The sequence below is a fragment of the Microbacterium sp. P5_E9 genome, from assembly GCF_054049175.1.
Window position 1 is genome coordinate 113,928 of sequence record NZ_JBFUMV010000006.1, and the last position, 18,265, is coordinate 132,192.

The 18,265-nt window shown below is 71.5% G+C and carries 14 protein-coding genes; 7 read left to right on the plus strand and 7 right to left on the minus strand.

Annotation, left to right across the window (positions count from 1 at the left end; translation table 11 throughout):
* Nucleotides 1-618: a general stress protein gene (locus ACXJ3V_RS10545; protein ID WP_457100251.1), complete on the plus strand. Its 618-nt coding sequence runs from the start codon at nt 1-3 to the stop codon at nt 616-618.
* A complete protein-coding gene (locus ACXJ3V_RS10550) occupies nt 615-1,301 on the plus strand; it encodes an alpha/beta hydrolase family protein (protein WP_457100252.1) in 687 nt (228 codons plus the stop codon). The genes ACXJ3V_RS10545 and ACXJ3V_RS10550 overlap by 4 nt, the downstream gene beginning before the upstream one ends.
* Here the strand turns inward: ACXJ3V_RS10550 and ACXJ3V_RS10555 are convergent.
* From ACXJ3V_RS10555 to ACXJ3V_RS10565, 3 genes are read right to left on the minus strand one after another with little or no spacing between them, the layout of a single operon-like run.
* A complete protein-coding gene (locus tag ACXJ3V_RS10555) occupies nt 1,283-3,079 on the minus strand; it encodes a gamma-glutamyltransferase family protein (RefSeq protein WP_457100326.1) in 1,797 nt (598 codons plus the stop codon). The two genes, ACXJ3V_RS10550 and ACXJ3V_RS10555, sit on opposite strands and share 19 nt — an antisense overlap.
* Nucleotides 3,076-4,500: an aminopeptidase P family protein gene (locus ACXJ3V_RS10560; RefSeq protein WP_457100253.1), complete on the minus strand. Its 1,425-nt coding sequence runs from the start codon at nt 4,498-4,500 to the stop codon at nt 3,076-3,078. Before ACXJ3V_RS10560 ends, ACXJ3V_RS10555 begins: the two co-directional genes overlap by 4 nt.
* A gap of 25 nt (nt 4,501-4,525) precedes the next feature.
* The gene (locus ACXJ3V_RS10565; protein WP_457100254.1) at nt 4,526-5,545 is read right to left on the minus strand and encodes an endonuclease/exonuclease/phosphatase family protein; all 1,020 of its coding nucleotides are present in this window, start codon (nt 5,543-5,545) and stop codon (nt 4,526-4,528) included.
* An 83-nt stretch (nt 5,546-5,628) separates the two neighbouring features.
* Between ACXJ3V_RS10565 and ACXJ3V_RS10570 the strand changes: the two genes are divergently transcribed.
* Entirely contained in the window at nt 5,629-6,498 is an 870-nt protein-coding gene (locus ACXJ3V_RS10570) for a PHP domain-containing protein (protein ID WP_457100255.1), read from the plus strand.
* A complete protein-coding gene (locus ACXJ3V_RS10575; protein WP_457100327.1) occupies nt 6,498-7,406 on the plus strand; it encodes a DUF817 domain-containing protein in 909 nt (302 codons plus the stop codon). Before ACXJ3V_RS10570 ends, ACXJ3V_RS10575 begins: the two co-directional genes overlap by 1 nt.
* 7 nt (nt 7,407-7,413) lie before the next feature.
* On the opposite strand, the gene ACXJ3V_RS10580 is transcribed toward ACXJ3V_RS10575, so the two are convergent.
* Nucleotides 7,414-8,919, minus strand: a complete 1,506-nt coding sequence (locus ACXJ3V_RS10580; RefSeq protein ID WP_457100256.1) for a DEAD/DEAH box helicase — start codon at nt 8,917-8,919, stop codon at nt 7,414-7,416.
* 175 nt (nt 8,920-9,094) lie between these two features.
* Between ACXJ3V_RS10580 and ACXJ3V_RS10585 the strand changes: the two genes are divergently transcribed.
* Nucleotides 9,095-9,808 (plus strand): ferritin-like fold-containing protein, encoded by a 714-nt coding sequence (locus tag ACXJ3V_RS10585; RefSeq protein ID WP_457100257.1) that lies wholly within the window; start codon nt 9,095-9,097, stop codon nt 9,806-9,808.
* Nucleotides 9,809-9,829: 21 nt separating this feature from the next.
* On the opposite strand, the gene ACXJ3V_RS10590 is transcribed toward ACXJ3V_RS10585, so the two are convergent.
* Together ACXJ3V_RS10590 and ACXJ3V_RS10595 are read right to left on the minus strand one after the other, a co-directional pair.
* Complete coding sequence (locus tag ACXJ3V_RS10590; protein WP_457100258.1) at nt 9,830-10,117, minus strand: hypothetical protein; 288 nt, start codon at nt 10,115-10,117, stop codon at nt 9,830-9,832.
* A 9-nt stretch (nt 10,118-10,126) separates the two neighbouring features.
* Nucleotides 10,127-10,351: a DUF3107 domain-containing protein gene (locus tag ACXJ3V_RS10595; protein ID WP_457100259.1), complete on the minus strand. Its 225-nt coding sequence runs from the start codon at nt 10,349-10,351 to the stop codon at nt 10,127-10,129.
* A 123-nt stretch (nt 10,352-10,474) separates the two neighbouring features.
* On the opposite strand from ACXJ3V_RS10595, the gene ACXJ3V_RS10600 reads away from it, so the two are divergent.
* Both ACXJ3V_RS10600 and ACXJ3V_RS10605 read left to right on the plus strand, forming a co-directional pair.
* The gene (locus ACXJ3V_RS10600) at nt 10,475-13,612 is read left to right on the plus strand and encodes an ATP-dependent helicase (RefSeq protein ID WP_457100260.1); all 3,138 of its coding nucleotides are present in this window, start codon (nt 10,475-10,477) and stop codon (nt 13,610-13,612) included.
* Nucleotides 13,609-16,908 (plus strand): UvrD-helicase domain-containing protein, encoded by a 3,300-nt coding sequence (locus ACXJ3V_RS10605; RefSeq protein ID WP_457100261.1) that lies wholly within the window; start codon nt 13,609-13,611, stop codon nt 16,906-16,908. The genes ACXJ3V_RS10600 and ACXJ3V_RS10605 overlap by 4 nt, the downstream gene beginning before the upstream one ends.
* A gap of 12 nt (nt 16,909-16,920) precedes the next feature.
* Here ACXJ3V_RS10605 and ACXJ3V_RS10610 read toward each other — a convergent pair whose 3' ends face one another.
* A complete protein-coding gene (locus ACXJ3V_RS10610; RefSeq protein ID WP_457100262.1) occupies nt 16,921-18,207 on the minus strand; it encodes a phosphotransferase in 1,287 nt (428 codons plus the stop codon).
* Nucleotides 18,208-18,265 lie beyond the last annotated feature (58 nt).

The window sequence follows — 18,265 nt, forward strand, 5'->3', positions numbered from 1 at the left end:
ATGATGGGCGGAAGGGTCCCGCAGTCCGCGGGCGAGCTCGGCCAGGTCGTGGCGTCCTTCGCCACGTACGAGGCCGCGCAGAAGGCTGTGTCGACCCTCATCGCGGCCGACGTCCCGGCGCGCGACATCGCGATCGTCGGCCAGGGACTGCGCTCCATCGAGCGGATCACCGGAAGGCTGGGCTACGCCTCGGCGGCCCGGACGGGCGCCATCAACGGGGTGCTCCTGGGCCTGCTCTTCTCGGCCATCCTCGTGCTCGGGTCACCCACCGTGCCCATCCAGGCCTTCGTGGGCGTCCTCTTCGTCGGCGTGGCGATCGGAATGCTGATGAGCATCATCGCCTTCGCCTTGGTGCGTCGCCGTCGTGACTTCGCCTCCGTCATGCAGGTGCTCGCCGACCGCTACGAGGTGAGCGTGGCAGACGGCAGCGTGCAGCGCGCTCGACAGGTCCTCGGGCCTCAGTCCGTGTCCCCGCCCGCTGCGGCGCCGCAGCCGGCGTCCGCCGTGGATGCCGTCACCGCCCCGCGACCCAGCACCGAGCCCCCGCGCTACGGCGAGCGGGTCGAGGCGGATGCCGGGGACACCGAGGCGGAGCCTTCCGAGCCGGCACAGCCGTGACCGCCGAGGCAGTGCCGGTGCACATCGTCGTCGCCCTGCCCACCGGGAAGGGCGAGGTGTCCGCCGACTGGGAGYGCCCCGACGACGCCTGGGCCGCGATCGCCGTCGCGCACGGCGCAGGCACCGGGTATCGGCATCCGTTCCTCCTCGGGTTCACCCGCCGGCTGCAGGCCGAGGGCATTGCGACGCTGCGCTTCAACTTCCCCTACGTCGAGGCTGGACGACGAATGCCGGGACCCGCTGCGCATGCCGTCACGACGTGGGCCGCGGTCGCGGCCTGGATGGCCGAGACTGCCTCGGACCTGCCATGGTTCGCTGCCGGCAAGTCCTACGGCGGACGCATGGCGTCGATGGCGGCCGCGGAGTCGGCCATCTCACCCGCCGGGCTCGTGTACCTCGGCTATCCGCTGCATCCGCCCGGCGACCCGGCGAAGGCGCGCGTCGCCCACCTGCCGGAGGTTTCGCAGCCGCAGCTGTTCGTCGAGGGCGCGAACGATCCCTTCGTCGATCCGCACTCCCAACTGGATGAGGCGATCGCGTCGTGCCAGCACGCGACGCTGTACTGGATTCCGGGCGGCGGGCACTCGTTCGAGGTCAAGGGTCGCAAGCTCCCCGCCGACGAGATCGGCGCCGACCTCGCCCCTCTCGTCGCGGGCTGGATGCGTCAGCGCCCCGCCGCGTAACCCTGCATGCCGCGGGCGTTCGCGGCAGCCCAGACCGTGCCGCGCTCGTGGTCGATGCCGACCGCACTGAGCCGGCCGAGCGCCCAATCGCCCGCGTGGGTGACGGTGTGGCCTCGGCGCTGCAGCCCGGCGATGAGGTCGGCGCCGAGCCGGTCCTCGACGTATGCCCCTGATGGATGCCAGGTGCGCGGCCAGAACGAGTCGACGAGCGCGATCGAGTGCAGCGTCGGCGCGTCGATCGCCTGCTGGGCGGTGTATCCGCCGACGAGCATCCGCAGGAGCGCCGGGAGCTGCCACTGCTCCTGCTGATCGCCGCCTGGAGTGCCCAGTGCCATCATGGCCCGCCCGTCCCGCAGCACGAGCGTCGGCGTGAGCGTCGTCCGCGGGCGTGCGCCGGGCCGCAGCGCCGACGGCGACTCGGGGTCGAGCCAGGTCATCTGCAGCCGGGTGCCGAGGCAGAACCCGAGTTCCGGCACGGTCGGCGAGGACTGCAGCCACCCACCGGAGGGAGTGACGGCGATGATGTTGCCCCAGCGGTCGACGACGTCGATGTGGCAGGTGTCGCCCCTCGTCACTCCGCCGGCCGACACCGTGGGCTCACCGGCGCCCGAGACGACATCCGGGTCGGTGCGCAGCGTCGGCCGGAAAGGCTCGCGACCGGCGAGCGACCCTGGCCGCCACTCGTGCGAGGCCTCCTCGCCGATGAGCTCGCGCCGCTGTCCCGCGAACGACGCCGAGAGCAGCTCCGCCACGGGCGCACCATCGCCCAGATGGGCGTCACGATCGGCGAGGGCCAGCTTCAGGGTCTCGAGGATCGTGTGGGCACCCGCCTCCGTACCGGGGTCGAGGTCTTCGTCGGCGAGCGGCTCCAGAATGCGCAGCGCTTCGAGCAGTGCGGGCCCCTGAGTCCATGCGCCGGCCTTCGCGACGACATGCCCGCGGAAGGGGGCGGTCACGGCATCCTCGTATCCCGCATCGAAGCCCGCGAAGTCGGCCGCGGTGATGACGCCGGCATGATCGGAGCCGGTGGAGTGCCGGTGCGGCTGGGCGAGGAAGTCGGATGCCGCGTGCGCGACGATCCCCGTCTTCCACTCGTGCCGCGCCGCATCGATGCGCGCGGCACGACCGATCGGCCCTTCGTCGCGCTCGTGGCGACCCGCATCGACCAGGGCCTCCAGGACGGCGGCGTAGGCGGTGTTGCGCATCATCGTGCCCGCTGCCGGCACGCGGCCGCCCGGCAGCCAGAGCGCCGCCGAGGTAGGCCAGTGGCCTCGGAACAGCTCCGCGACCTTCGCGATAGTGGCGGCGGTCGTCGCAAGAAGCGGCGCGCCATCGCGCGCGTAGCCGATCGCATAGGAGAGGACCTCGGCGAGCTCCATCGTGCCGTGATCGCGCAGGAGCAGCAGCCACGCATCGACGGCACCGGGGATCGCCGCGGCGAGCCCGCCGGCCCCGGGCACCAGGTCGAGCCCCTCGGCGCGGAAGTGCTCGATGGACGCCCCGGACGGTGCCGGACCCTGACCGACGAGGACGACGGGCACGCCGGGTGCACCGGCTGCGGCGAAGATGCCGACCAGATCGCCGCCGGGGCCGTTCAGGTGCGGCTCGACCACGTGCAGCACGAACCCGCCGGCGACGGCCGCGTCGAACGCATTGCCGCCGCGCTCGAGCACGGCCTGTGCCGCGGCCGTGGCGAGCCAGTGGGTCGACGCGGCCATGCCGAACGTGCCCTCCAACGTGGGGCGCGTCGTGAAAGCCGGGGGAGGCGTGAAGGTCACTGCGCCCCGAGACGAAGCATCCACTGCTCCACCTCGTCGGCTGTGCGCGGGATCGCCGCAGACAGGTTCTCGACACCGTCAGCCGTCACGAGCACGTCGTCCTCGATGCGCACGCCGATGCCGCGGAGCTCTTCCGGAACGGTCAGATCATCGACCTGGAAGTAGAGGCCCGGTTCGATCGTGAACACCATTCCCGGCTGGAGGATCCCGTCGTAGTACATCTCGCGACGGGCCTGCGCGCAGTCGTGCACGTCGATGCCCAGGTGGTGGCTGGTGCCATGCACCATGTAGCGCCGATGCTGCCCGCCGTGCTCGGCATCGAGCGCCTCCTCGGCGGTCACCGGAAGCATGCCCCACTCGGCGAGCCGGCTCGCGATCACGGTCATCGCCGCCTCGTGCACCGAGCGGAACGTCACACCCGGGCGAGCCGCTGCGAAGCCCGCGTCGGCGGCCTCGCGCACCGTCTCGTAGACCCGGCGCTGCACGTCGCTGAAGCGGCCGTTCACCGGGATCGTGCGCGTGATGTCGGCCGTGTACAGGCTGTCGACCTCGACGCCCGCGTCGATGAGGATGAGGTCGCCGGGCGTGACGACCCCGTCGTTGCGCGTCCAGTGCAGGAAGCAGGCGTGCGGTCCGGATGCCGCGATCGTGTCGTAGCCGACCGTGTTCCCGTCGCTGCGCGCCCGGCGGTGGAAGACGCCTTCGACGATGCGTTCGCCGCGCGGGTGCTCGAGCACGCTGGGCAGTTCGCGGATGATGTCGTCGAATCCATTCGCGGTCACCGCGACGGCGAGGCGCATCTGGTCGATCTCGTAGGCGTCCTTCACCAGTCGCAGCTCGGAAACGGCACGGGTCAGGTCGGGGTCGTCACCGACAACGAGATCGTGGTCACCGGCGGCGAAGTCGTCGATGTGCCTGGTCGCGAGCCCGAGGTCGCCGGCGACGCCGGGAAGGGCCGGCCGCGGGCCGATCCAGAACTCGCCGATCGAGGCATCCGCGTAGAACTCGCTCGTGGTGCGATCCGCGCGCTCGCGGAAATAGAGGGCCACGTCATGCCCGCCGCCCTGGCGCGGCTCGAAGACGAGCACCGAGCCGGGTTCTGCGTCGGAGGCCCAGCCGGTCAGGTGCGAGAACGCCGAGTGGGCGCGGAAGTGGTAGTCGGTGTCGTTGCTGCGCTGCTTCAGTGCGCCGGCGGGAATCACGAGTCGCTGTCCGGGGAAGGCGGCGGACAGCGCCGCGCGGCGGGCCGCCGCGAACGGCGCCTGCTCACGCTCCGGCGGTGCCGGATCGGGGCGCTCGGCCCAGCCGGTGGAGATCGTCTCGAGAAAGCCGTTGCCGTACGGCTGGCGCCGGTTGGTCGAGGTCGAAGGGCGGGCGGGGGTCTCGGCTGCGAGCGTGTCGTTTTCGCCTGTCGTGCTCATGGCTCCAGTCTCGCACTCCGAGCGCTCAGTGCGCCGGTTCCAGCTGCACGATGAGCGGGCGGTGGTCGCTGCCGGAGCCGTCGAGGGAGTGCAGCACGATGGATCCCGTCGCCTTCCAGGAATCTGATGTCATCACGTGGTCGATGGGTGCGCCGAGCAGGGCCGGGATGGCGGTCGTCCAAGTGCCGACCGAGCCGTTGCCGGTCTCCGTGGCGGCGTCGCGACAGCGGCCGAGCGTGCCGCCGTCGACGCCGAGGCGGGCCATGTGGTCGACGGTCGCATTGAAATCGCCGGAGAGGATCACATCGGCGTCGGCGCACTGATCGGCCAGCCACTGGAGGTCGGTGCGCCAGCGTTCCATGTAGTTCTGCCGCGGCGCCACCGCGTGGGCGGCGACCACGATCGGCCCACTGCCGTCGATGGGCATCGCGACGGCGCTGGGGACCGTGCTGGTGTTGCTGGAGCCATCGATCGAGGACTCGATGACGCTGTAATCGCCCAGGTCGGGGGAGATGAGCAGGGTGGTCGAACTGGCGTCCCACCCGTCTTCGCCGTACTCGGTGTGGTACGCCCACATCGGGTGCCCGAGGTCGCGCATCGCGATCGCCACCTGCTCGCCGGTCTCGATCGTGGTCTCGGGGAGGGTGACGATGTCGGCATCCATCGCCACGGCGATCTGCGCCACCTCCTGCGACGAGGTCGCCGTCCCGGCCGTGTTCCACGTCATCACGCGGATGCTGTCCTCGCTCTTCGCTGGGAGGCTTTCGCTGCCGATGCCGCGCGTGAGCAGGATCACGCCGTTCGCGCCGGCCGCGAGGAGCATCACCATGGCGATGGACATCGCGAACGCGCGCAACGGCCGGATGATCGCCACCAGCAGGGCGACGACAACGAAGGCGGCCATCGCGAGCATCATGAGCCCGCGGAACGACACGATCTGAGCGATCGGATATATGCGTTCCACGCGGAAGAAGGCGGGCCACGTCAGGACGGCTGCAGCGATCGCGCAGAGCACGGTCGTGAAGACTCCCAGCAGGCGAAACACGTCCGCGACTCTATTTCAGCACCCTGGGAGATCGCCGCCCCGCGGGGCCGTTCCCGGCTGTTTCCCGGCGCTAGTGTCGAGGAATGGCGGCGGCGCGAAGATTCCAGGGACCGAGCGACCTGCACCTGCATTCCGTGCACTCCGACGGAACCGAGTCCGCGGCCACCGTCATGGCCGCGGCGCACCGCCGGGGTCTGGGCACTGTCGCGCTCACCGATCACGACACGACCTCGGGGTGGGCCGAGGCCGCTGAGGCCGCGGCATCCCTCCACCTCACGCTGATTCCGGGGATGGAGATGTCCGCCAGGCACGAATGGCGTTCGGTGCACATCCTCGCGTACCTGTTCGATCCGGACGATGCCGGCCTGCGCGCGGAGTTGGATCGGATCCGCGGCGACCGCCGAGGCCGCGCGAAGCGGATCGTCGCCAACATCGGGCGCGACTATCCCCTGACTTGGCAGGACGTGGTCGCCCAGACCGGGGAAGACGCCACCGTCGGGCGGCCGCACATCGCCGATGCGCTGATCGCGCGCGGGATCGTGCGCGACCGCGGAGAGGCGTTCGACGGCATCCTGCATCCGAGCGAAGGCTATTACGAGGGCCACTACGCACCCGAGGTCGAAGCCGCCGTGCGGCTCATCGTGGCGGCGGGCGGGGTGCCGGTCATCGCCCACCCGAGCACGGCGGGCCGCGCCCGCATGATGCCGGTCTCGCTGCTCGAGCACCTCATCGGATTGGGGCTGGCGGGCTTCGAGATCGATCATCGCGAGAACACCGAAGCGGGCAAGGCGATCCTGCGACGGCTCGCGGCCGAGCATGACCTGATCGTGACCGGGTCGAGCGACTATCACGGACTCGGCAAGCCCAACCAGCCCGGCGAGAACACCACGAGCGACGAGATGGTCGCGCGGATCATCGCCCAGGGCACCGGAAGCGCCCCCGTCTATCCGTGATGCGCAACTCCACGTCGCTCGAGCGCCGCATCGATGCGGTCGCCCACATCCTGCTGCGCGACGCATCCGACCGTGGCGTGCGTGCCGGACTGGTGGAGTTCACGGTGTTCGGCCTCAAGCAGGCGTGGGCGTGCGTCTTCGGGGCGTCGCTTCTTGCGGTCATCGTCGCGGCGCGCCTCTGGTACCCCGACGACGCGGCCCTCGCCCGCAACGACTTCCTGACGATCGCGGCTGTCGCGATCCAGGTCGTCATGGTCGCAACCCGCCTGGAGACGGGCCGCGAGCTCTGGGTCATCGTGCTCTTCCACCTCACCGGCACCGTGATGGAGGTCTTTAAGACCGACGTCGGATCGTGGGCGTACGCGGCCGATGGCGTGCTGCGGATCGCGGCCGTGCCGCTGTTCAGTGGCTTCATGTACGCCGCCATCGGCTCCTACATGGTGCGGGTGTACCGGCTGTTCGACCTCGGGTTCACCCGCTACCCGCGGCGCTGGCTCACCGCTGTGGTGGCGGTCCTGATCTACGTGAACTTCTTCACCCACCACTACTGGTGGGACCTGCGCTGGGTGCTGCTGGGCGCCGTCGTGGTCGTGTGGCTGCCGACGGTGCAGTACGCGCGCGTCTGGCGCTCGGTGGTGCGGATGCCGCTGCTCGCGGCGTTCGCCGGAGTCGCGCTGTTCATCTACCTGGCGGAGAACATCGGAACGTGGGCGGGCGCGTGGGCATACCCCGACCAGGTCGAAGGATGGCACCCGGTCTCGATCAGCAAACTGGTGTCGTGGTTCCTGCTGATGATCATCTCGGTCGTGCTCGTGACCTGGGTGTACCCGCCACGTGCTCCCGACTATGCGGTGCCGGAGTCGCGCCGCGCCCGCCGCGCCGTGCGGCGCCGCGGGGCAGCGGACTGAGACGCGGTCAGGCGCCGGTGGCCGGAGCCGCCGCGCCGGAGCCGCGGCGACGTCGACGACGGCGCGTGGGGGCCGGCTTGCCGTCGTGGTGCTCCCTGCCCTGACCGTCGTGCGTGCCGCTGCCTTCCGCCGCGCGCTCAACGGCACCGTCGGTGTCGGTGCTCGCGGGGGCGGACTGCGGTGCGCTGCCGTCCTCGAAGGTCGACCCGACGCGGTCGGCACCCGTGCCGCGCGAGCGGCTGCGACGACGACGCGGTGTGCCATCGCCCTCGGGCGCGGCGGCCGCGGCGCTGGCCGGCTGGGTCCGCACGGTCTGGGTGCGCGGTGCCGTGGTGATCCGGCCCTTGGTGCCCGCGGGGATGTCGAGGTCGGTGAACAGGTGCGGGCTCGACGAGTAGGTCTCGACGGGCTCGGGCTGGCCGAACTCGAGCGCGCGGTTGATCAGCGCCCACTTGTGCAGGTCGTCCCAGTCGACGAAGGTGACCGCGATGCCGGTCTTGCCGGCGCGGCCGGTGCGACCCACGCGGTGCAGGTACGCCTTGTCGTCGTCCGGAATGGTGTGGTTGATCACGTGCGTCACGTCGTCGACGTCGATGCCGCGGGCCGCGACATCCGTGGCGATGAGGACATCGCGCTTGCCGGCCTTGAACGCGGCCATCGAGCGCTCGCGCGACTCCTGGCTCATGTCGCCGTGCACCGCGGCGGCGTTGAAGCCGCGATCGCCGAGCTCATCGACGAGCTTCTGCGCGGCGCGCTTGGTGCGGGTGAAGATCACGGCCTTGGTGCCGCCCTCGGCCTGCAGGATGCGGGCGATGACCTCGTCCTTGTCGAGCGAGTGCGCGCGGTAGACGAGGTGCTTGATGTTGGCCTGCGTGAGGCCCTCGTCGGGGTCGGTCGCACGGATGTGGATCGGGTTCGACATGAAGCGGCGCGCGAGCGCCACGATCGGGCCGGGCATGGTCGCCGAGAAAAGCTGCGTGTGCCGCACCGCCGGCACCTTCGAGAAGATCTTCTCGATGTCGGGCAGGAAGCCGAGGTCGAGCATCTTGTCGGCCTCGTCGAGCACGACCTCGGTCGCGTTCGAAAGGTCGAGCAGGCGCTGGTTGTTCAGGTCGATGAGCCGGCCGGGGGTGCCGACGACGATCTGCGCGCCGGCCTTGAGCTGCTCGATCTGGCCCTCGTAGGCCTTGCCGCCGTAGATCGCCACAACGCTGGTCGGGCGGTTGCGGGTCAGCATGTCGATGTCTTCGTACACCTGCACGCACAGCTCGCGAGTGGGAACGACGATGAGCGCCTTGACGCCGGGGCCCGGGTCGAAACCGAGACGCTGCACGACGGGGATGCCGAACCCGAAGGTCTTGCCCGTTCCGGTCTTGGCCTGGCCGATGATGTCCTGCCCGGGCAGCCCGAGCGGGATGGTCTGCTCCTGGATGGGGAACGCATCGATGATGCCCTTTTCAGCAAGGGTGTCGATGATGTCCTGGTCTACGCCGAGGTCGGCGAAGGTCGTCACGATTGAGAGCCTGTCCGGCGGCGAGATGACCGCCTGGTGAAGTGATCCACGCCTTTCACTCAGCCACAGGCGCGGGGTCCCGATCCGACGCCGGGACAGACCCAGGATACCGGGTGCGGCTGTGCGATCCCGGTTGCGCTCGTCTGCGCGTTGACGCAGGCCTAGGCTGGGCTCCGTGTTCGAGTGGCTGCGCCGTCCCCGTCGGGAGTCCCGCGCGCTCCGATTGCGCTCGCGCGACGAGGCGAGCGAGCACACCCGCGTCGACTTCGAAGAGCTCGCGCCGGGCGTCGACACGTTCCTCGGACAGGCCGCCTACCTGCAGATCGGGTTCTTCGAGACGCTCAGCGAACTCATCGCCTCCACACCCGAGCTCTCCAAGAAGGAGGCGCTCTCCCGGGCAGCCGGAGCGGCGCTGACCAAGCACGAAGAGCTGGTGGCGCTCATCCGGGAGCGCGGCGCCGATCCGACCGATCTCATGCTGCCCTTCCGCGAGCCGCTGGACGCTTTCCGCGCGGCGACCCACGGGGTGCGTCCGCAGGAGACGATGCTCTCGGTGCACATCACCGCCGGCATGCTGGATGACTTCTACCTCGCGCTGTCGGCGAGCTACGGCGACACCGGACGCCGCGTCGCGAAGATCCTCCAGGCCGACGACGACCGGGAAGCGGTCGTCGATCTGCTCGTCGAGACGATCGCGAGCGACCCCGAGTGGAAGTCGATGCTCGCCATGTGGGGGAGGCGCCTGGTCGGCGACACACTGCTGATCGCGCGCTCCGCGCTGCGCCCTGGGACCCTGCGGATCGCCGACGAGGAGAAGGTCGAGCCGGTGTTCACCGAGCTGATGGCGGCGCACTCGAAGCGGATGGACGCGATGGGTCTCGCGGCCTGAGCACACTCGATCCGGTACGGATCAGGCGAGGTGGAGGCGCTTGCGCTCCCGGTCGTCGTGGGCGAGCCGTGTCCGGCTGATGAGCGCCACGATCGGCCACGCGATCCAGGACACCACGAACGGCGAGAGCCACAGCCACACGCTGTCGGTGCCGATGCCGGCCCAGGTGAGGATCATCCAGACCAGACCCGCCGCGAAGGCTCCGATGATCGGAGCCAGCACGGGTCCGCGGGTCGCGCGCGCCTTCGCCAGGAAGTGCACGGCGAGCCCGATGGATGCGCCGACGACGAGCGCGATCAGGATCTGCACGGCGAGGGCCTAGGCGACGAAGCCGACGCGCCGCGCCTCTTCGGTGCCCAGCTCGATGTAGGCGAGGCCTGCCGTCGGAACGATGTACGAGTCGCCCTTGATGTCGTTGAAGGTGAGGTGGGTCGCGCCGGCGTCGAGCGCTGTCGAGATCGACTTCTTCAGGACGTCGGCAGACTCGGATGACTCAAAGTTGAGTTCGCGGCCAGAGTTCGTGATGCCGATGCGGATCTCCACGTGAGAGTGCCTTTCTGCGGTGCGGGGGCGGCGCCGGAGCGGCGCATGGCCACTCTACGTCACCTTCGAGGACCCCCGGCGGGCGGTCATCCGGTGTCGGAGAGTCGCGCTAGCGTGCTGGTCATGCATTCGGGCAAGGGCCCCGGCGCGGGCCCTGCGCTGGATGAGCGTCAGCGCGCCGTCGTCGAGCTCACGCCGATGGCGGCCGGTGTCGTGGTGGGCGCCCCCGGCACGGGCAAGACCACGACCCTCGTGCAGCGCGTCGCATCGCTCGTCGCCGGCGGCATGAGCCCCGACGCGATCGTCGTGCTGACGCCGTCACGGCAATCCGCCACGCTCCTGCGGGACCGGCTCGCACTGGCCGTCGATCGCGCGACCTCCGGCCCGCTGGCCCGCTCGGTGGCGTCCCTCGCCTTCCAGATCGTGCGCGCCTTCGAAGTGCACGCCCACCGCGAGCCGCCGCAGCTGCTCACCGGAGGCGACGAAGACCAGATCATCCAGGATCTGCTCGACGGCGATGCCGCAGACGAAGCGGTGGGCGGGGGGCGTGGGTGGCCGCCGTTCCTCGCCCCGGCGATCCGTGCGACCTCCGGCTTCCGCACCGAAGTGCGCACGTTCCTCGCCGAGTGCACGACGCTCGGGATCGATCCACGCCGGCTCGCCGAACTCGGCGCACAGCACGAGCTGGTGGCATGGCAGGCGATGGCGTCGTTCTTCGGCGAATACCTCGAGGTGCGCGCGCGGATGCGCGGCGCCCACCGCGACGCAGCCGGGCTGGTCCTCGAGGCCGGCCGCATCCTCCGATCGGCCCCGCCTGGCGCGGCGGCGCTCGGGGCGTTCGCCGGCGTCGCCGCCGTGCTGGTCGACGATGCGCAGGAGCTGACCCTCGGAGGTGTGGAGCTGCTCGAAGCGTGCGCGGCACGCGGGATCGCTGTGCTCGCCTTCGGCGATCCGGATGTCGGCTCCGGCGCCTTCCGCGGCGCGACGCCGGAGAACTTCGCCCGCGTGGCATCCGGGCTCGGCATCGCCGGCGTGCTGGTGCACGCGCATCGGGGCTCGGCCGCCCAGGGCGACCTGGTGCGCCAGATCACCCAGCGGATCGGTGCGAGCGGCGTCGTGCAGCACCGAGCGGCGCCGGTCGGAGTGGCCGCCGACGACTCGGTGCGCGCGTTCGCCCTGCGATCAAGGGCCGAGGAGTTCGACGCGATCGCCAGGCTCCTGCGGGAGCGGCACGTCCGTGATGGCGTGCCGTGGGCGCAGTGCGCGGTGATCGCCCACGACACCCGGCAGGTGTCGGCGCTCGAGACCGAGCTGACCGCGCGTGACGTCCCGGCCCGCGCCAGCGGGTCGGGACAGGCGCTCGGGGCCATCGCGCCGGTGCGCGACCTCCTGGGGCTCATCGAGCTGGCCGGGCGCGACGACGCCACCTGGAGCTGCGAAGAGGCGGCTGATGCGCTGCTCGGGGTGTGCGGGCGGCTCGACCCGGTCGAGCTCCGGCGTCTGCGATCGGCGCTGCGGCACCGCGAGCTCGCCGAGGGAGGCGACCGCGGGGGACGGGATCTGCTGCTTTCCGCGCTGCGCACACCGCTCGAGTTCGAACTCATCGATACACGCGAGGCGCGTCGCGCCGCCACCCTGGCGCACACGCTGACCGCCCTGCGCACCGAGCGGGCCCGCGGCGCCACGATCCACGAGCTGCTGTGGACGGCCTGGGAGCGGAGCCGCCTCGAGCGCGCCTGGAGTGAGCAGGCTCGCGCGCACGGGCCGATCGCGGCCCAGGCGAACCGCAATCTCGATGCCGTCGTCGCGCTCTTCCAGGCGGCGAAGCGCTACGTCGAGCGCGGGGTCGACGCGGATCCGGGCGCGTTCGTGCGCGGCATCCTCGACACCGCCGTCGCCGAAGACCGTCTCGACTCGCCGGTCCCCGATCAGGCGGTGCGCGTCCTCACCCCGGCGGGGGCGCTCGGACTCGAATTCGACACCGTGATCGTGGCCGGCGTCCAGGACGGCGTCTGGCCCAACACCCGCCTGCGGGGCAGTCTGCTGGACACCTGGCGACTGTCGGATGCCGCATCCCGCGACGCGGGCGACACGATGCCCCCCGGCATCCTGGATCGTCGCCGTTCGGCGATGCACGACGAGCTGAGGCTGTTCGTGCGTGCGCTGTCGCGCGCCAGACGCGAGCTGGTCGTCACCGCGGTCGACGACGACGACACCGGGCCGAGCGTGTTCTTCGAATTCCTGCCGGATGCGCTCCCCGCGACGCGCGCGATGGAGCATCCGCTGTCGCTGCGCGGGCTCGTCGCCCTCCACCGGCGCGCCTTGACGGACCCCGCCGCGCGCGGGCGTGGCAGGGCGGCGGGACAGCTCGCACTGCTGGCCGACGCCGGGGTCGCGGGCGCGGCGCCGGGGGAGTGGTACGGGATCGCGCCGCTGACTTCGACGGCGCCGCTGCGCGATCTGCACCAGGAGGACGTCCGCGTGTCTCCGTCGCGGCTGCACACCCTCGAGGAATGCGAGCTCAACTGGGTGATCGGCGACCTGGGCGGAGACCCCGGTGGCACCACCGCCGGCCTCGGGACGATCATCCACGCGGCTCTCGAGCATTCCGACGGATCCGACGAGGCGGCGCTGTGGGCCACCGTCGAGGCGCGCTGGGGCGAGCTGACCTTCGAGGCGCCCTGGCGCGAGCGTGCGGAGCTGACCCGGGCACGCGACCTCGTGCGACGGCTGCACCTGTACCTGCGTCGCTTCGAGGCCGCGGGCGGCGCCCTGGTGGAGGCGGAGCCGCACTTCGAAGTGGCGATCCCGCTCGGCGACGACGAGGCCTTCGAGCATGGGGCGATCCTCTCCGGCTACATCGACCGCGTGGAGCTCACGCCCGAGGGAGCGGTCGTGATCCTCGACCTGAAGACGGGCAAGAACGAGCCGCAGACCGACGCGCGGGTGCTCGACAACCCGCAGCTTTCCGCCTATCAGCTCGCGTTCGAATCCGGGGCGATCTCGGCCGCGGAGGGGCGTGCGTCCGGGGGAGCGAAGCTGCTCGTGCTGCGTCCCACCGCGCAGAAGACCGACTACGCTACGCCGTGGCAGCCGCCGTTCGACGACGAGCGTCGCGCCGCCTTCTTCGAGCGCATCCGCGACGCGGTCGGCGTGATGCGCGGCACGGCGTTCCGCGCACCATACGAGGAGCACTGCCGGGATGAGCACTCGTACGGCCTCTGCCGCATCCACACGGTCGCGGCGGTGAGCGCCTCGTGACCCTGTCCGCCGCGGCGATCGCCGCCGCCCTCGGGCAGTTCCCTCCTACGGTCGAGCAGACCGCGGTCATCGAAGCGCCCCTCGCGCCGGCCCTCGTCGTGGCGGGCGCGGGCAGCGGCAAGACCGAGACGATGGCAGGACGCGTCGTGTGGCTGGTCGCGAACGGGATCGTCCGCCGGGACGAGGTGCTGGGGCTCACCTTCACGCGCAAGGCCGCCGGTGAGCTTGCGGAGCGGATTCAGCGCCGCCTGCAGCGTCTCTCCGAGTTCGAGCGACGCGGCCTGGTCCCGCACCTCCCGGTGCTGCACGGAGCCGGCCGCCTCGAGGTGTTCGCCCGCATCGAGCGGGACGGCGACCAGGCGCAGCGCCTCGCCGCGCTGGACGCGCTCGCGACAGAAGTCGCCGCAGCGCCGCCCGCGGGGGAGGACGACTCTGACCGCCTGCTGCACCGCCCTGCCGTGTCGACCTACAACAGCTTCGCCGATCAGATCGTCCGTGAGCATGCGGTGCGGATCGGGCGGGATGCCGAGGCCGCGGTGCTGTCGGAGTCCGCGGCCTGGCTGCTCATGCGGCGGGTGGTCTTCGCCGCCGACGACCCCCGGCTGGAGACCCGCGGCGAGGCGCTGCGCAGCATCATCGACGCCGCGCTGCGGATCGCCCGCGACGGGGTCGACAACCTGATCGACTTCGATGCGCTGGCTGCGTTCCCCGAACGGTTCGCGGACGTGCTCGACCGGCCGTCGGACAGCAAGCGGGTCATCGTCTACAAGGATGTGTCGGATGCCGAGACCAACGTCTCGGCGCTGGCCCTGCTCGCGCGCCTCGCCGGCGAATACKCCGCGGCGAAGCGGCGTCGGGGCGTGCTCGACTATTCCGACCAGGTCGCCGGCGCCCTCGAGGTCGTGCGCAGCCACGACGCGGTCGCCGCCGAGCTGCGCGACCGGTTCCGCGTCGTGCTGCTCGACGAGTACCAGGACACCTCGGTGGCGCAGACCGATCTGCTCGCGGCGCTCTTCCGGGAGACCGCCGTCATGGCGGTGGGGGACCCGCATCAGGCGATCTACGGCTGGCGCGGCGCGAGCGCGGGCAACCTCGGCGGCTTCCCGGCGGCGTTCGCCACCGAGGCGACCTGCGCCCGGTTCGCGCTGCTGACGAGCTGGCGCAACAGCGCCTCCGTGCTCACAGCGGCCAATGCGGTGCTCGCCCCGCTCGCCGCATCGGCGCCCGTGACCGTCGATGCCCTGCGTCCACGACCCGGCGCCCCGGACGGTGCCGTCGAGTTCGCGTTCGACGCAGATCTCGACACAGAGGCGGATCACGTCGCGGAGTGGTTCGCCCGCATCCGCGCCGAGAGGCGCCGCCGCGGCGAGGCCACGACCGGAGCGATCCTCTTCCGCAGCAAGAAGCACATGGTGCGTTTCGGCGATGCCCTGGGACGCCGCGGCATCCCGCATCGCATCCTCGGCCTCGGGGGACTCCTGTCCACGCCGGAAGTGGTCGACGTGGTCAGCGCCCTGCGCGTGATCAGCGACCCCGCCGCCGGGTCATCGCTGATCCGGCTGCTCGCCGGGCCCCGCTGGGCGATCGGACTCGCGGATCTGCGGGTCCTGGCCCAGCTGGCGCGGCGTCTCGCCTCGCACGATGCCGCGCTGCAGCCGCTCGCCCCGGAGGTCGCAGAGCGCATTCGCGCGAGCGCGGGCGATGACCAGGGCTCGCTGGTGGATGCTCTCGACTTCGTGGTGCGCAGCAGAGCCGATCACTCCTGGCTCGCCGGCTTCACGCCCGAGGCGCGCGAGCGGCTGCGCGAGGCCGGCGCGGTGCTGGCCGGCCTTCGGCAGGCTGCCGGAATGCCGATCCCCGACCTCGTCCGCCTCATCGAGGTCGAGCTGCGTCTCGATGTCGAGCTGGCGGCGAACGAAGCGCGCGGACCAGCCCGAATCGCTTCAGCGCAGCTGCGGGCGTTCGTCGACGAACTGCATGCCTTCCTCGCCGCCGACGAAACCGGGGCCCTGTCGAGCCTGCTCGCGTGGCTGGATCACGCCGAACGCCTCGACGAGTTCGCGCCGCGCACCGAGCCGCCCGAAGACGATGTCGTGCAGCTCCTCACGATCCACGGCTCGAAGGGGCTGGAATGGGATGCCGTGGCGGTCGTGCGCCTCGTCAAGGACGAGCTGCCTTCAGCTGCCCGCGATACCCGCGGCTGGCTGGGGTTCGGGGTGCTCCCGTACTCCTTCCGGGGCGACGCGCGCTGGCTCCCCGAGCTCGCATGGGAACGCGCGGCGGCACCGACGCAGCAGGCGCTGAAGAACGCGATCGACGACTTCGTGGCGGCCAATCGCCGCCGGCAGCTCGATGAGGACCGCCGACTCGCCTACGTCGCCGTCACCCGTGCGCGCGACCACCTGCTGCTCAGCGGCTCTTCGTGGTCCGGTGCCAAGCGCCCGCGGGAGCGCAGCGTCTTCTTCGCCGAGATCGCCGAGGCGTCCGGTCATCCGCTGCCGGATGACGACCACGGCGAGAATCCCTACCTGGGCGAGCGCCGGATCCTCGAGTGGCCGCTCGACCCGCTCGGCGCGCGCCGCGAAGCGGTGCAGCGCGCAGCACTGGCCGTCACCGAATCGCAGGCCGCGACCCGGCAGGCGCCCGACCCCGAGCTGGAACTCCTGCTCGCCGAACGGGCCGAGCGCCGCTCGCCGGTGGCGGGTGGCGCCCCGGCACGCATCCCGGCCTCGCAGTACAAGTCGTTCGTCACCGACTACGCCGGGACGGTGGCGCGCATCGCCCGCCCGCTCCCGGAGCGTCCCTACCGTCAGACCCGGCTGGGCACGCTGTTCCACGCCTGGGTCGAGTCCCGCGCCGAGCGACCCGGACTGGGCGCATCGCTCGACGACGCGCTGTGGGACGGCGACGACGACGCGTCCGGGACCGAGGCATCCGTGCAAGACGAAGAAGCCCTCGACGACCTGCGCCGGCGCTTCCTCGCCTCCGAGTGGGCGGACCTCCAGCCGCTCGAAGTCGAGACCGAGATCGACTTCACCGAGACCTCGCTCGACGGCTCGGCGCACATCGTGATCTGCAAGCTCGACGCCGTCTATCGACGCGCCGATCATGGCGGACGCATCGAGATCGTCGACTGGAAGACCGGCGCCCCGCCACGCGACGAGACCGAGCGCGGACAGCGGATGCTGCAGCTCGAGCTGTACCGGCGGGCGTACCACGAGAAGCACGCGGTGCCCCTCGAGCAGATCGACGTCGCGCTCTACTACGTTGCCCACGACCTGGTGCTGCGGGGCTGAGCGCCCCCAGCGTCAGGCCGAGTCGGTCCAGCGTCGCAGCGCCGCGTCGGCGGAGCGCTGCGCATCGGCCTCGACGTCGTCCGACTCGAGCGCGGAGAGATCGCCGATGATCGGCGCCGTCGGGTGTTCGGCTGCAGCTTCGCGCGCGACGAATGCCCGGATGTCGATCGGAGCGGTCGACGTGTCGTCGTGGGCAGGGCGGCTGGCCGCGGCATCCGCCTGTTCCTGCGCGTCGTCCAGGTTCACCCAGAGCGACAGCTCCTCTGGGTCGTACGCGTCGGTCTGCATCGACGTGTCGGAGGCGGGTGGCGCCGACTCCGGCGTCCGTCCAAGCACAGCGATCGCGTGGTCGAGTCCGAGGGCGTCGTCCGGCACGAGTTCATCGCCGCCCACACCCTCCGCCAGCGCCTCCAGGAGCCCGACGGCGTCTTCGACGATCTCGGGGCGCGCGGCCTCGTGCCCGTGCACGAGCCACTTCGCGAACTCGAGCTCGGCGTACAGCCGGGCACGCTCGCGCAGCAGCCCGTCCGGCGCCCGGACGGTCCGCGCCGCGTAGGCGGAGTAGACGTCTTCGGCGGCGGTCGGCGCTGCCGCGAGCCACTGCAGATCCGTCGCAGGATCGCCGACCTGCAGGCCGTGCCACTCGAGCAGACCGGTCACCGTCGGTCGTCCGTCGATGTCTTCGAACAGGAACGACGCGGCCCCTGCTCCGCCGAGCACGACGGCGGACTCGAAGCGCCACAGCACATCGGCGGCGATGGCGCGACGCCACCGCGCGATGAGTGCCGCAGGCGCCGCGTGGGTCGCCTCCGCGCGGTCGATCAGCCGGTCGGCGTCATCGCGGATCTGCTGCGGGGTGCGCACCGGCAGGCCCTCGGTCCGGACGATCGACAGCGGAAGCGCGTGCAGCGCGGCGAGGGCTTCGCCCACTGACGTCGCGGCCCCGAGGCCGGGGGTGAGGTGCGCGGCGTCGACGCGGTATCCGGGCAGGAAGTCGACGACGACGACCCGCGCATCGCCGAGGCCCGCCTCGCCGAGGAGCTCAGGCGCGCGGAAAGGGAGGAGGCCTCGCACGCCGGGGGTCAGCGCGCGCAGCGCGCGGACCTCCGCGGCGAGTTCGCCGGCGGCTTCCGGCGCCGCCGGCGCCCGGACGACGACCCGGCGGCCATCGTCGAGATCGGCCACCGCCGAGTCGTAGCGACCGGTCAGACCCTCGGTCAGGAGACCCGCCCCGATGACGCCGACCCGAGGCAGAGCTGACGTCACGGACGCGGCTAGAGTGAAGGGAGAGCGTGCCATGTGCCCAGGGTAGGTCGGGCACGCCCGCCCATCCCCGCGCCACGCCCGGCACGTCGAC